This window comes from Shewanella algidipiscicola (assembly GCF_003605125.1).
Lineage (GTDB): Bacteria > Pseudomonadota > Gammaproteobacteria > Enterobacterales > Shewanellaceae > Shewanella > Shewanella algidipiscicola.
Map to the genome: position 1 here is coordinate 68892 of NZ_QPQT01000006.1, position 15275 is coordinate 84166.

At 44.6% G+C, this 15275-nt stretch carries 11 protein-coding genes; 6 read left to right on the forward strand and 5 right to left on the reverse strand.

Annotated features, from left to right (window positions below; translation table 11 throughout):
- Positions 1-9: 9 nt before the first annotated feature.
- Together cmk and aroA are read right to left on the reverse strand one after the other, a co-directional pair.
- Complete coding sequence (cmk, locus tag DVO77_RS07815; protein WP_110457653.1) at positions 10-702, reverse strand: (d)CMP kinase; 693 nt, start codon at positions 700-702, stop codon at positions 10-12.
- A 184-nt stretch (positions 703-886) separates the two neighbouring features.
- Complete coding sequence (gene aroA, locus DVO77_RS07820; protein WP_119977942.1) at positions 887-2167, reverse strand: 3-phosphoshikimate 1-carboxyvinyltransferase; 1281 nt, start codon at positions 2165-2167, stop codon at positions 887-889.
- A gap of 392 nt (positions 2168-2559) precedes the next feature.
- Between aroA and DVO77_RS07825 the strand changes: the two genes are divergently transcribed.
- Entirely contained in the window at positions 2560-3750 is a 1191-nt protein-coding gene (locus tag DVO77_RS07825; protein WP_119977943.1) for an amino acid aminotransferase, read from the forward strand.
- Positions 3751-3808: 58 nt separating this feature from the next.
- Here DVO77_RS07825 and serC read toward each other — a convergent pair whose 3' ends face one another.
- Positions 3809-4906 carry a 3-phosphoserine/phosphohydroxythreonine transaminase gene (serC, locus tag DVO77_RS07830; RefSeq protein WP_119977944.1) on the reverse strand — a complete coding sequence of 366 codons (1098 nt, stop codon included), beginning with the start codon at positions 4904-4906 and terminating at the stop codon, positions 3809-3811.
- A 188-nt stretch (positions 4907-5094) separates the two neighbouring features.
- Entirely contained in the window at positions 5095-7788 is a 2694-nt protein-coding gene (gene gyrA, locus DVO77_RS07835) for a DNA gyrase subunit A (RefSeq protein ID WP_119977945.1), read from the reverse strand.
- 284 nt (positions 7789-8072) lie between these two features.
- Here gyrA and ubiG point away from each other — a divergent pair, with 284 nt between their 5' ends.
- The 5 genes from ubiG (at position 8073) to yfaE (ending at position 14087) form a co-directional block, all read left to right on the forward strand.
- A complete protein-coding gene (gene ubiG / locus DVO77_RS07840; protein ID WP_373317403.1) occupies positions 8073-8804 on the forward strand; it encodes a bifunctional 2-polyprenyl-6-hydroxyphenol methylase/3-demethylubiquinol 3-O-methyltransferase UbiG in 732 nt (243 codons plus the stop codon).
- Positions 8797-9495, forward strand: coding sequence for an HAD family hydrolase (locus DVO77_RS07845; RefSeq protein WP_119978039.1), 699 nt, complete (start codon positions 8797-8799; stop codon positions 9493-9495). Before ubiG ends, DVO77_RS07845 begins: the two co-directional genes overlap by 8 nt.
- Before the next feature lie 597 nt (positions 9496-10092).
- The gene (nrdA, locus tag DVO77_RS07850) at positions 10093-12381 is read left to right on the forward strand and encodes a class 1a ribonucleoside-diphosphate reductase subunit alpha (protein WP_119977946.1); all 2289 of its coding nucleotides are present in this window, start codon (positions 10093-10095) and stop codon (positions 12379-12381) included.
- 73 nt (positions 12382-12454) lie between these two features.
- A complete protein-coding gene (gene nrdB / locus DVO77_RS07855; RefSeq protein WP_119977947.1) occupies positions 12455-13585 on the forward strand; it encodes a class Ia ribonucleoside-diphosphate reductase subunit beta in 1131 nt (376 codons plus the stop codon).
- A gap of 121 nt (positions 13586-13706) precedes the next feature.
- Entirely contained in the window at positions 13707-14087 is a 381-nt protein-coding gene (gene yfaE / locus DVO77_RS07860) for a class I ribonucleotide reductase maintenance protein YfaE (RefSeq protein ID WP_119977948.1), read from the forward strand.
- Positions 14088-14299: 212 nt separating this feature from the next.
- Here the strand turns inward: yfaE and DVO77_RS07865 are convergent, their stop codons facing one another.
- Entirely contained in the window at positions 14300-14662 is a 363-nt protein-coding gene (locus tag DVO77_RS07865) for a hypothetical protein (protein ID WP_119977949.1), read from the reverse strand.
- Positions 14663-15275: the final 613 nt, after the last annotated feature.

The window sequence follows — 15275 nt, forward strand, 5'->3', positions numbered from 1 at the left end:
CGCGCGTCTTTACAGACCCACGTCGGGTAATTTTTGTTTGATGTGCGCCAGAGCAAGCTCTACCACTTCATCAATGCCCATTGTTGTCGTGTCGATAACAAGAGCATCTTCAGCCGGTATCAAAGGCGCAACAGGGCGATTCATATCGCGCTCATCGCGTTCAACGACCTCAGCTAAAAGCCGGTCGATATTAACATCGAAGCCTTTGTCCTGCAACTGATTATAGCGCCGCTGCGCCCTTTCCTGCGCCGAGGCAGTTAAAAAAAGTTTAGCCGGTGTTGAGGGGAATACCACTGTGCCCATATCGCGACCATCGGCAATTAAACCAGGGGCTTCAACAAAGGCGCGTTGACGGCGCAATAAGGCTTCTCTAACACTTGGAAATGCCGCCACTTTTGAGGCCGCGCTGGAACATTCTTGACTACGGATGTCGTGGGAAACATCCTCTCCTTCGAGCACCACTTTAATACCGTTGTGATTAGATGTTATAAATTGAACATCGAGATGGGCGGCCAGTAGCGCTAAAGATGCTTCATTGTCTAGTTCGACATTATGATGAATAGCCGCCAAGGCTAACACACGATAAATAGCACCGCTATCAAGCAGCTTCCAACCTAGTCGAGAAGCAAGTAATTGACTAATAGTGCCTTTACCCGCACCGCTTGGGCCGTCAATAGTGACGATAGGAGCCCGTTGTGACATATGTTTCTCCAAATTAAATCCATCTTCCCTAACGATCTTGAATGCCGTTCACGAAAAAGAGCGCGCGCATTATAAACCAAAACCCACAACAAACCGGTAAAAAGTTAACATTAATCAAAGGAGGATCAGCTTAGGTTCAGAAAAAGGAAGCCATAAACTATCGGCTTCCTAAGGCGTGCACAGTTTAAACTGCTAATGCAGCAAACTTTTCAAAGTAATTAGGGAAGGTTTTCGAGGTGCAGTCAGGATCATTAATGGTGATACCACAATCGGCAAAGGCCAACATAGAAAAACACATCGCCATACGATGGTCATTGTACGTATCTATCTGCGCAGTGTGAGGCTGAGCTGGAGGCGTCACGGTAATATAGTCATGGCCCTCGTCGACCTCGGCGCCCACTTTGCGCAATTCGGTTGCCATAGCGGCTAAACGGTCGGTTTCTTTTATGCGCCAATTATAGATATTACGAATTGTGGTTGGCCCTTTGGCAAATAAGGCCGTCGTCGCTATCGTCATCGCCGCATCGGGAATGTGGTTCATGTCCAAGTCGACGCCAGTTAATGGCGCGGCGCGGGCTATAATAAAATCATCGCCCCACTCTATCTTTGCCCCCATTTTCGCCAGTACATCTGCAAACTGAATATCACCTTGAATGCTGTTACGCCCAACACCTGTGACCTTAACTTCGCCGCCTTTAATCGCTCCTGCGGCCAAAAAATAGGACGCAGATGAAGCATCACCTTCGACTAAGACTGTTCCTGGCGATACGTATTGCTGCCCTGCAACAATCTCAAAGCACTGGTAATTATGGTTTATCACCTTAACTCCAAACTGAGCCATCAAAGCGATGGTGATATCGATATAGGGCTTAGAGACGAGTTCACCCTTAATTTGAATATTAACAGCCTCTTTTGCCAATGGCACCACCATTAATAAAGCCGTTAAAAACTGGCTAGAAAGGTCGCCAGCAATGGTAACATCACCGCCATTTAAGCCGGTTGCATTAATTGTCAGAGGAGGGAAACCATCGTTCTTAAGGTACTCAATATCTGCGCCAAGTACCCGAAGTGCGTCGACTAAGTCACCGATAGGACGCTCTTCCATGCGCGGCTCACCCGTTAAGGTAAATTGACCAGTCCCTAAGGTAAGCGCCGCACATAATGGTCGCATTGCGGTACCCGCATTACCTAAGAATAAGCACTGAGGTTGCGATGCATGGAGCGCACCACCAAGCCCTTCGAGTTCACAGACGGTTTTGTTATCTGAGAGTCGATAGTTAACACCTAGTTGTTCAAGTGAAGCCAACATATGACCAATATCATCAGAATCGAGTAGATTGGTCAGTGTGGTCGTTCCTTTGGCTAAGGTGGCTAATAATAATGCACGATTAGAAATGCTCTTAGAGCCAGGGATGTTTATCGTACCTTGTATTTTACTTATGGGCTCGAGTCGTAGTTGCTTCATTAATCACTCTTTTATCATTGCAAGGCCTATTTATCGGCCTGCGGGTTATCATTAACGTTATTACCATCACGACAAAATGGCGATCTGTTCAAAAGACTTTGAACCTCGTGGTTATAAAATTACTGATCGGCGCGCAGTATTCAACCCTTTTTTACTATTTTTACCCATTATTGCGTCGTTTTATTACTAAGCGGTTAAAAAGAGGCGTTATAAGCTGGGACAATTGCTAAATTGTTGCAAGGTAAATGACCTTGGCACGAAATATTGCCAATTACACTAGTAAATCAATTCATCATGTTGACTGTCACTTAGATTAGGGTTTAGTTTATTCTTAATCACTTTACCGCATTGGCCATTTACGGCCCAAAACAACAATAAAAAGGTTGTCGAATATGTTTGAAAATCTGAGCCCGATGCCAGCAGATCCTATTCTAGGGTTGATGACTCAATACCGACAAGATCCTCATTCGCACAAAGTCGATTTAGGCGTTGGCGTTTATAAAGATGAGGCGGGTAATACCCCTATTCTTGCTTGCGTCAAGCGCGCCGAACAACTGCGTATCGACACAGAGCAAACTAAGGTGTATATCGGCCCAACTGGCTCACCTGAGTTTAATCAACTCATCGGTGAATTAGCTTTCGGCAAAGATCATAAGGCCTTGCAAGAGAGCCGCATTCGTACCGTGTCGACTCCTGGAGGCACTGGCTCGCTGCGTGTCGCCGCTGATTTTATTAAACGCCTTAATCCCAATGCCACCGTGTGGGTTAGCGACCCGACATGGGCTAACCATATTGGGTTATTTGAAGCCGCGGGGTTAAGGGTCAAAACCTACCCCTATTATGATCACGCCAACAAAACCCTTAAGTTCGATGAGATGCTCCAGGCGTTGGCACAAATTGGCAAAGACGATGTAGTGTTACTGCATGCCTGCTGTCACAACCCAAGCGGTATGGATTTGACCAATGCGCAGTGGAACAAGGTCGTTGACCTCACAGTGCAACAAGGATTCACCCCGCTCATCGATATGGCTTACCAAGGCTTTGGCGATGGTGTCGACGAAGATGCCTACGGAGTTCGGCAGATGGCAACTCACGTCGACGACATGATTTTATGTAGCTCTTGTTCAAAAAACTTTGGTCTCTATCGTGAGCGTATTGGTGCCTGCTCAATTGTGGCAGCATCGAGTCAGGCTGCCGAGGTGACATTATCGGTATTGTTATATGTGGTGCGTTGTCTTTACTCCATGCCCCCGGCCCATGGCGCCGCGATAGTAGAGACTATCTTAGGCAACACAGAACTAAAACAACAGTGGCTCGATGAACTGAAAGTGATGCGGGATCGGATCAATGGTAACCGCGCCATGCTGGTTAATACACTGCTAGAAAAAGGCGTTAGCCGTGATTTTAGTTTTATTGCCCAGCAAAAAGGGATGTTTTCTTTCTTAGGCATCACACCTGAGCAAGTCGCGCAATTGCAACGCGATCATAGTATTTATATGGTGGATTCTAGCCGTATCAGTATTGCGGGAATTGCTGAAGGCAATGTCGACTACTTAGCCGAATCAATTGCCAAAGTGCTATAAAACAAAAAAGTTCCTAGGATCTTTATCCTAGGAACTCATTTAATATAAATCACTTATACTAGCTGCGACTAATCTTCTCAGCAAAGTCCCGCATAAATCTGACTAACGCTTCGACCCCTTCAATGGGCATGGCGTTATAGATACTGGCTCGCATGCCACCGACACTGCGATGGCCTTTTAACGCGACTAAACCCGCTTCCTTTGCCTGAGTGATAAATTGCTCGTTGAGCGATTCATCTTTTAAATAAAAGGTCACATTCATTTGCGAGCGATTGGCTTTAGCCACGCGGGTTTCATAAAAGTCATTGCTATCGATAAACTGATATAGGGCTTGCGCTTTTTGCGTATTGAGTTTCGCCATCTCGGCAATCCCCCCTTTACCCTTAAGCCATTTAAACACTTCGGCAGCCAAGTACCAGGCAAAAGTCGGCGGCGTGTTGTACATAGAGTCATGCTTAACGGCTAAGCGGTAATCCATGATTGAAGCTTGCGGCAGTTGCGGCAGTGCTAATAGCTCATCTTTTACGATAACAATACTCAGCCCTGAAGGACCTATGTTTTTCTGTGCCCCTGCGTAAATTAACCCAAAACGGCTTACATCGATATCGCGCGACATAATGTTCGATGACATGTCAGCGACAATTGGCCATGGTGAATCTAATTCATCAAAAATTTCGATACCATCAACTGTCTCGTTAGGGCAGTAGTGTAGGTAACGATAATCTTGCTCAATACCGCTAAGATTTGGAACGACAACTCTACTGATATTATTATCTTTTTCGACAATATTAAGCACGTCAACATTTTGCTCGCCTACCAGTTTAATGGCTTCTTCTGCCGCGGCTATAGACCAACTACCATCGACTAAATAGAGTGCCCTACCATCATTGCCTAAAAAATTATTCACAACAGCAGCAAACTGGCCACGACCACCGCCATGCATAAACAAAACATGGTAGTTGTCGGGTATTGACATTAGCTCACGCAGATCCGCCTCGGCTTGCTCTGTCAGCGCAATAAACTCTTTACTGCGATGACTGACTTCCATTACCGACACACCCTGGCCGTTCCAATCTAATAACTCCGCTTGTGCCTGTTGCATTACGGCGGCGGGCAACATTGCAGGGCCTGCACAGAAATTATATGTCGCGCTCACTTCTCTTCTCCTTTGACCTTTGATGTGTCATTGCTTGGGTACAAATGGTTATGTTTAATTATGGGTAATACGTTCCGGGGACTACGTTTCAAGTACTATATTGTAGTTTCAAGGTTCCACGTACTCAGGGTTTGACTTGCACAAACAAAACGAGCGTCCCAAAGGACGCCCGTTAATTTACCTAGCTGTTACTCAGCGGGCTCTGTATCGGGTGTATCACCCGATGCAGCCTCAATAGGCGCTTCATGAGCGTCGACTAAGATAGGATTACCCTCTTCATCGAGTTCGACCTCATCTTGGATCTCATCGATACGCTGCAGACCGACCACTTTCTCATCTTCTGCGGTGCGAATGATAGTCACACCTTGAGTGTTACGACCAATGCTCGATACGCCAGTTGCTGGAGTACGCACCAAGGTACCCTTGTTGCTGATCAGCATGATTTCATCATTTTCGCCAACTTGAACTGCACCGACAACGGCACCGTTTCGTTCGCTGACCTTGATAGAAACCACCCCTTTAGTGCCACGGCTCTTAGCCGGGTACTCAGACAAGGCTGTACGTTTACCATAACCATTTTCGGTCACGGTGAGGATATCGCCATCACCTTTTGGCACGATAAGTGAAACCACACTGTGGCCTTCTTCTAGCTTAATACCGCGTACACCGGTTGCCGTACGGCCCATGGCTCGCAGGGCTATAATCTCTTCGCCAGTTTCAGGATCGATTTTCACTTCACCCGTCTCAGAGTTACGGGCTTTTTCATTGAATCGAACCACTTTACCTTCGTTAGAGAACAACATGATATCGTCATTACCATCGGTAATATCGACACCAATAAGCTGATCGCCATCTTTCAGGTTAACGGCAATGATACCGTTAGCACGTGGGTTACTGTAGGCGGTTAATGCGGTTTTCTTCACTGTGCCGTGCGAGGTCGCCATGATAATAAACTTATCTTCAGCGTATTCACGTACAGGTAAGATTGCCGTGATATGTTCACCATCAGACAGTGGCAACAAGTTCACAATGGGTCGACCACGGGCGGTGCGGCTGGCTAACGGTAGTTGATACACTTTCAGCCAGTACATCTTACCAAAGTCAGAGAAGCACAAGATGGTATCGTGGGTGTTGGCGACCAATAGTTTTTCGACGAAATCTTCATCTTTAACCTTAGTCGCTGCTTTACCTTTACCACCACGACGCTGAGCTTGGTAGTCAGACAGAGGTTGGTATTTAGCATAACCAAGATGAGACAGGGTCACGACCACATCTTCTTCGTTGATCAGATCTTCAAGGCTCATGTCAATTTCGTTGGCATTAATAACGGTGCGTCGTGCATCACCGTACTGCTCTAAAATCTCTTCAAGCTCTTCTTTGATCACTTCCATCAAACGTTCAGGACTACGAAGGATTAATAGTAATCCGGCAATAAGAACCAATAGCTCTTCATATTCAGATAGGATCTTCTCGTGCTCAAGCCCAGTTAATCTATGTAGGCGAAGTTCGAGAATCGCTTGAGCTTGCTGCTCGGTTAAGAAATACTTGCCATCACGAATACCAAACTCTGGTTCAAGCCATTCTGGTCTCGCGGCATCATCACCCGCTTTCTCAAGCATGCCTTGCACATTGCCAAGCTCCCAACCTTGCGCAACAAGTTTTACTTTCGCTTCGGCTGGCGTTGGAGAGGCTTTGATAACGGCAATGATCGGATCGATGTTAGCTAGAGCAATGGCAAGTGCTTCCAAGATATGAGCACGTTCACGAGCTTTACGCAGTTCAAACACGGTACGGCGAGTCACCACTTCACGACGATGAAGGATGAAACACTCGAGCATCTCTTTTAGGTTGAATAACTTAGGCTGACCATTGGTCAATGCCACCATGTTAATACCGAAAGAGCACTGCATTTGTGTTTGGGCATAAAGGTTATTAAGGACAACCTCACCCACTTCGCCGCGCTTAATCTCGATAACGATACGCATACCGTCTTTATCTGACTCATCGCGCAGGCCGCTAATGCCTTCAATCTTCTTATCTTTAACCAGCTCGGCGATCTTTTCGATTAGGCGAGCCTTGTTCACTTGATAAGGGATCTCATGAACGATAATGCGTTCACGGCCATTGTCTTCAGTCTCGACTTCCGCCTTGGCGCGCATAACGGCACGGCCACGACCAGTCTTATAGGCATCGATAATGCCTTTACGACCATTAATGGATGCAGCAGTTGGGAAGTCAGGACCCGGGATATATTCCATCAGCTGCTCGATTGAGAGACCAGGCTCCTCAATCAAGGCTAAACAGCCTTGTACAACTTCATTTAGGTTGTGTGGTGGAATATTGGTCGCCATACCAACAGCAATACCCGATGAACCATTAATTAACAGATTTGGTACACGCGTAGGTAATACTGCAGGAATAAATTCGGTGCCATCGTAGTTGGGCACGAAATCGACCGTTTCTTTCTCTAAATCAGCCAACAGTGAATGGGCTAATTTTTCCATGCGGATTTCGGTATAACGCATCGCCGCCGCGGAGTCACCATCGACAGAACCAAAGTTACCTTGGCCGTCGACGAGTGGATATCTCATGGAGAAAGGCTGTGCTAGACGAACGATAGTATCGTAAACCGCGGTATCACCATGTGGGTGATACTTACCGATAACATCACCGACAACACGTGCCGATTTTTTATAGGGTTTGTTCCAATCGTTCTTGAGTTCGTTCATCGCAAACAGCACGCGACGGTGAACGGGTTTGAGTCCGTCTCTTACGTCAGGTAGAGCTCGGCCAACGATAACGCTCATGGCGTAATCTAAATATGAATTCTTTAATTCGTCTTCAATATTAATTGGTGTTATAGATGAAGCCAGATCAGTCATAAACTGCTCGATCCCTTGAAATTTAGCCGACAACCCACTGTATGAAAATAAAACAGTGTTGTATCAAGCCTGAAAACGTGATTTGGCATTCTAACACAGATAAATATTGTCGCTAGACCCTATTGATATTTCCCAGCAAATATATGATTAAACCGATAAACATTGACTCAAATCAAACCCTGTATGCTTTGACAGCAAAGTCACCACCAGGCTTGCGTAACCTGATTGATTATCCTTTGTTTATTGATTGCTATCGGTATAATAGCAACCACAATAAAATCTCGATGAGAGGTCCAAGAGTGTCTAACCATAGCAATGTTGATCCACAGGAAATCGCTAAATTTGAAAAGATGGCAGAAACCTGGTGGGATCCAGAAGGCGAGTTTAAGCCTATTCACAAACTCAACCCGCTACGACTGAACTTTATCGACCAAACGGTCGGTGGCCTGTTTGGTAAACGGGTATTAGATGTCGGCTGCGGCGGTGGGATCCTGTCTGAGAGTATGGCCCGCATTGGTGCTAAAGTGGATGGGTTAGACATGGGAACAGAGCCATTAGACGTCGCTCGTCTACATGCGCTTGAGACCGGTGTTGAGCTCAATTATATTCAAGATACCGCTGAAGCCCACCGCGATAACCACCTTGGTACTTATGATGTGGTCACCTGCATGGAGATGCTTGAACATGTCCCCGACCCTGCCTCTGTCATTCAAGCTTGCAGCGACATGGTTAAACCTGGTGGCTATGTGTTTTTCTCAACTATTAACCGTAATATTCGTGCCTATATAGAAACGGTACTGGGCGCTGAATATCTGCTGAAGATGTTACCCGTAGGCACCCATGATCATAATAAGTACATCAAACCCGCCGAGCTTATCGCGATGGCTGATCATGCCGAGCTTATCTGCAGCGACGCCACAGGGATCACTTACAACCCGATGAGCGGCATGTTTCGTTATACCAAGAGTCTCGATGTCAATTACATGATAGCGACTATCAAAAATGACGATGCCTAATAGCACGATCCTCGGGGTGCTGTTTGATTTAGACGGCACCCTGGTTGATACCGCGCCCGATCTTGTGGCGGCGCTGAATCTGGCTCTGCACGATTTCGATTACCCCAGTGTTGCGCTTGAAGATGTACGTGACGCCGCATCCAATGGCAGTTTAGCCCTAATCACTGCGGCGCAGCCTACCTTAAATGCTAAGCGCAAAGCCGAACTACAACAAGCGCTGCTCACGCACTATCAGCGCATTAATGGCGACCATGCTAGATTGTTTGATGGCATAACAGAGGTACTGCACTATTTAATGGATAATGGCATTGCCTTCGGTGTTGTCACGAATAAGGCAGCACGATTTGCCCGCCCTTTATTAGCCACACTGCGCTTAGGGCAACAGCCCCTTATCGATTATATGAGCAGCATTATCAGCGGCGACACTACCACCCAAGGTAAACCTGCCGCAGCGCCTATGCTGTTAGCAGCACAACAGCTGGGCTGCCATGCACATAACATCATCTATATAGGTGATGCACGGCGCGATCTTGAAGCGGCGCAAAATAGCCACATGGTTGGCGCTATTGCCATGTGGGGTTATATTGCAGCAGATGATAATCCTACTCATTGGCCGCACCAAGTGCGCTTTGATAAACCGCAAGCCATTATCGATTTTATGACTCAGGCTTCTGTAAGCCACTACGCGTAAACTAACCGTTATAGCTAGCAAATCGCATTAATCGCAATATAAACAGTTTATTGGAAAGCGGTTTGTTGGCGCTGATTTAACAAAATCAGCCATGAGTTTAACGGCGTTTCAATGAAATGTTGTTCTGCAGTGTCACTTTATCATTGCTAGTAAGCTGTTACTTTGAAACGGATTGAGCAATATTAACAGTGCTAGGATCGCAACCTTAAGTCCAGTGATGAATAAACGATCGCCACGATCGATGATATAACTAGCGTTCTATTCGTTTAAATTTGATCGCTCAAAAGTGACTTCAAACGAGCAAGCATAATTGAAAACAAGGCTTAAAGGTTAGCCATTACTAACCCTAATTTTTACCCCCAAGATATCCACAACTTGTCCCCTAAAATCTCACTTGCAAAATGTCGCCAACCTCACTATCTTGTATCCTATATTTTATATAACACCATATATTGTGTGTGGGTGACGATCGAAGCCACTAGAACCTAAGTTGTATTTGGGTATTTTTCGTTAACTTTTCGATTGTTTTGACAGGGAAACGTTGCGTGTTTTTTTTCAACTCATTTGACCGCAATATTTAATCAAGGCTTATCTTCAATGAACAGCACTATGCAAGTCACTAAACGCAGTGGCGAACGTGAAACTATCGATCTCGATAAGATCCACCGAGTGATCACTTGGGCGGCAAAAGGACTAAAAAATGTCTCTGTCTCTGAAGTGGAATTACGTTCTCACCTTCAGTTTTATGATGGGATTCCAACTGAAGCAATCCATGAAACCATTATTAAGGCTGCCGCAGATTTAATCTCGCCAGAATCACCTGATTATCAGTTTCTCTCTGCTCGTTTAGCTATCTTCCATTTACGCAAGAAAGCCTATGGTCAATTTGAACCACCCAAGCTGTATGATCATGTCGTTAAGCTAGTGGAGATGGGCAAATACGATAATCACATTCTTAGTGACTACACTCGCGAAGAGCTTGATTTGCTTGATGAGCATATCGATCACTGGCGCGACATGAACTTCTCTTACGCTGCCGTCAAACAGCTCGAAGGCAAATACTTGGTACAAAACCGAGTTAGTCATGAGATTTATGAGAGCGCCCAGTTCTTATATATCCTGGTTGCGGCATGTTTGTTTGCCAAATACCCAAGAGAGACGCGTCTAGATTATGTAAAAAACTTCTATGATGCGACTTCGACCTTTAAAATCTCACTACCTACGCCCATTATGGCGGGTGTGCGTACTCCTACGCGTCAGTTCAGCTCGTGTGTACTGATTGAATGTGGTGATAGCTTAGACTCAATCAATGCCACCGCATCAGCGATTGTAAAGTACGTATCACAACGTGCCGGCATTGGTATTAATGCTGGTCGCATTCGTGCACTAGGTAGCCCAATTCGTGGCGGCGAAGCTTTCCACACGGGTTGCTTACCTTTTTATAAGTATTTCCAAACCGCGGTTAAGTCGTGTTCACAAGGCGGCGTTCGTGGCGGCGCAGCGACCCTCTTCTACCCTATGTGGCATTTAGAAGTTGAATCACTGCTGGTATTGAAAAACAACCGTGGTGTTGACGATAATCGTATTCGTCATTTGGACTATGGGGTTCAGATCAACAAGTTGATGTATCAGCGCCTGATCCAAGGCGGCATGATAACCCTATTCAGCCCATCTGACGTACCTGGCATGTATGATGCATTTTTTGAAGATCAAGCCGAGTTTGAACGTCTTTATCTGCAGTATGAAGCCGATGACAGCATTCGTAAGAAACAGATTAAAGCCGTTGAGCTATTTGCGTTAATGATGCAAGAGCGCGCTTCTACTGGCCGTATCTATATTCAAAACGTTGATCACTGTAATACTCACAGTCCATTCGACTCAAAAGTAGCCCCAGTGCGTCAATCTAATTTATGTTTAGAAATTGCACTGCCAACCAAGCCATTGAACAATGTTGACGATCCTAACGGTGAAATCGCACTATGTACCTTATCAGCCCTTAACTTGGGTGCAATTAAGAATCTTGAAGAGCTAGAGCCATTAGCTGACCTTGCTGTACGTGCGCTTGATAATCTACTCGATTATCAAGATTACCCTATCACCTCGGCTCATAAAGCATCGATGAACCGTCGTACCTTAGGGATAGGCGTGATTAACTTCGCCAACTACTTGGCTAAAGAAGGGGTACGTTACTCAGACGGTTCAGCCAACGGCATTACCCACAGAACCTTTGAAGCTATCCAATATTATCTATTGAAAGCCTCGGTGAACTTGGCAAAAGAACAAGGCGCTTGCCCCTTGTTCCATGAGACCAATTACGCCAAAGGCATTTTACCTATAGACACCTATAAGCGTGATTTGGATAAAATTTGTGACGAGCCACTGCACCTTGATTGGGAAACTCTGCGTGAAGAGATAATGACTCATGGCCTGCGTAACTCTACGCTATCGGCCCTGATGCCATCAGAGACCTCATCACAGATCTCAAATGCCACCAATGGCATTGAACCTCCACGCGGATTGATCAGCGTTAAAGCCAGTAAAGATGGTCAGCTTAAACAAGTGGTACCTGACTTTGAAAAATATCAGCATAGCTATGAACTATTATGGCAAATGCCGAACAACGATGGTTATTTGCAATTAGTGGGGTTAATGCAGAAATTTGTCGACCAATCGATTTCTGCCAATACTAATTATGATCCAAGTCGTTTCCCTGGGTCAAAAGTCCCTATGCAAGTGTTGCTAAAAGATCTATTGACCGCTTACAAATACGGCGTGAAGACACTTTACTATCACAACACTCGAGATGGCGCTTCAGATAGTCATGACGATATCACCGCCATTGAGAAAGAGGACGATAGTTGCGCTGGCGGCGCGTGTAAGATCTAATCACTTGATGTTTATCATCTGTATTTAACGTTAATATATGGGGGCTAAGCCCCCATTGTCGGAAGATAGAAACATGGCCTATTCTACATTTTGTCAAACCGCTAATAATGCTTCACTGGAACCCATGTTTATGGGGCAATCAGTTAACGTAGCGCGTTATGATATTCAAAAATATGAAGTTTTTGAAAAGTTAATCGAAAAGCAACTATCGTTTTTCTGGCGTCCGGAAGAAGTTGATGTCAGCAAAGACAAAATCGACTATGCGGCGTTACCCGATCACGAAAAGCATATTTTTATCTCAAACCTAAAGTATCAAACACTGCTTGACTCGATTCAAGGGCGCTCACCTAACGTGGCATTTCTCCCCTTAGTTTCGCTGCCAGAGCTTGAAACCTGGATTGAAACTTGGTCGTTTTCTGAAACCATTCATTCACGCTCATACACTCACATTATCCGTAACATTGTTAACGACCCATCGGTAGTATTTGACGATATCGTTGCCAATAAAGAGATCCTCAAGCGTGCTAGTGATATTGCCGAGTACTACGATAAGCTGATTGTGCTTACTCAAGCGTTCCATTTGTTTGGTGAAGGTACGCACGAGATCGACGGTAAGCAAGTCGTGGTCACCCAGCGTGAGATCAAAAAAGCCCTGTATCTGTGCATGATGTCGGTTAACGTATTAGAAGCGATTCGTTTTTATGTCAGCTTTGCCTGCTCTTTTGCATTCGCTGAACGTAAAGTAATGGAAGGTAACGCTAAAATTATTCGATTGATCGCCCGGGATGAAGCGCTTCACCTAAATGGTACCCAGCATATCCTTAAGATTATGCAAGCGGGTAAAGACGATCCAGAGATGGGCGACATTGCCAAAGAGTGTGAGCAGATAGCCACTGACATCTTTATCAAAGCGGCAGAGCAGGAAAAAGAGTGGGCAAAATACCTATTCAAAGATGGCTCTATGATTGGTCTTAACGAACAGATCTTATGTCAATACGTTGAATATATTACTAACGAACGTATGAAATCGGTCAACTTAGTCAGCCCTTACGCGGATCAAAGCAACCCGCTGCCGTGGATGAAAAACTGGCTAGAAAGTGATTCAGTACAGGTCGCGCCGCAAGAAGTAGAAGTATCATCTTACCTTGTGGGCCAAATTGACTCTTCAGTCGATGAAAGTCAGTTTGCCGATTTTGATCTGTAATCATATAGCTCTGTGATTGAGTGACGGAGCAGCCTGCATGGCTAAATAGGTGCATCCTATTCTTAGTCACCATAACGTGAGCAATCATAGCTTCATAAATAGATGTTAAATAATTATACGCATGACGTTTAAGCAAGCGACCTTTAAAAAAGCGCCCATTGTCAGCCTACAAGGCCAGCCCGTGCTGCTCTATACTGAGCAGCACGTCAGCCTGTTACAGGCACTGGAACAGAAAAACGTTAAGGTTTTTTCAGAATGCCGAAACGGCTTTTGTGGCGCCTGTAAAACCAAACTCAATCATGGCTCGGTGATATACCATACTGAGCCTTTAGTTGAACTGGAAGCCGATGAATGTCTGCCTTGTTGCTGTCATCCCGATGGCGATGTGGACTTAGCCTTATCGGCTCAAGGCGCTAATGTGGTCATCACTCGTGCGTCAAGCTCGAACAACAGCTCTGCCACAACGGTTAATCAGTCAAAACAAAATCAACTGAAATGCTAATCCTTGATGCTTAAGGATTGTCATTGTGCTAAACGTGCAAGGATTACGACTATTAGTCATCCTGACTCTTAGGCTCATTATTAAGACTATCGCAGATAATTAACAGCATTGCTGGCTTAATAATATCCAGCCATTGACTCAATAAAAAAGGCTAACCTTTTCGGTTAGCCTTTTTATGTATTGGAAATCATAAAACAGTAATTTGGTTCACTTTATCTAGGTACAGTTATCGATTTCACTTCAGGATTGGAGTTAAAAGAAATACGGTACTCAAAAATTCCAGTGTCGGAATTATGAACTTCCATAGAGTTAACAAAACCCGATTTATGAGTCGGTGAACTATCCCCACGAATAAACTCAATAAAAAAATCATCTAATTCATCTTTAGATTCAGAAGCAAAATAGCCAAAACAAACGTCATTATTACAAGCGACATCATAATCACTAAGGAGTGGATTGACATCTGACTTGTTTATATAGTCACTAATACGGTTTTCATACTCAACAGTATCAAACTCGTTATTAGTATAATTGGGAAGCGCTTTAACAATCTCTCTATACGCTGAAGATGTCATTATTGCTGCTAGAGCAACTCCATCGACAACTTTATCACTTACGACCGACTAATAAAGTGTCTCACCAATGTCGCTGATGTTTATCTCCTTCTTTTCTATCTTATGACTTTGGCCTTTGACGTCAGCAATTGACTTATCGTCATTATTGTCAAGCGCATTACTGCTATCATTAATCAATTCGAGAGATGGACTTCCATGTTCTCCGTGAGCTGTAGAGACAAAGGAATCATCACCTGAATGATATAAATAGACAAAAAACAGAGTCATTATCACTAAGATAAATAGCAATAATGTGGAATTTTATTTAGAATCATAATTTATCAACCTTAAACTGGTTGTTTAACCTTGGTGTATACTCCCCTGACACAACAATTGTAACGGTATCGGCTGCATTAGCAGAGGCACTGATTAATATTAAATCAGCTATCAGATATTTAAATTTAAACTTATTCATAATCATCATTTCCATATAAAGTCATAAATATTACATATTTAAATAATAGTGCAGTACCTAAAGATGATATCGACCCATTAGATAAAGGTCAATGGATTGTTAATCCATCCTCTATAGTATCAACATTCGGATAGTCACTTTGACTCTCTAATTAAGGTA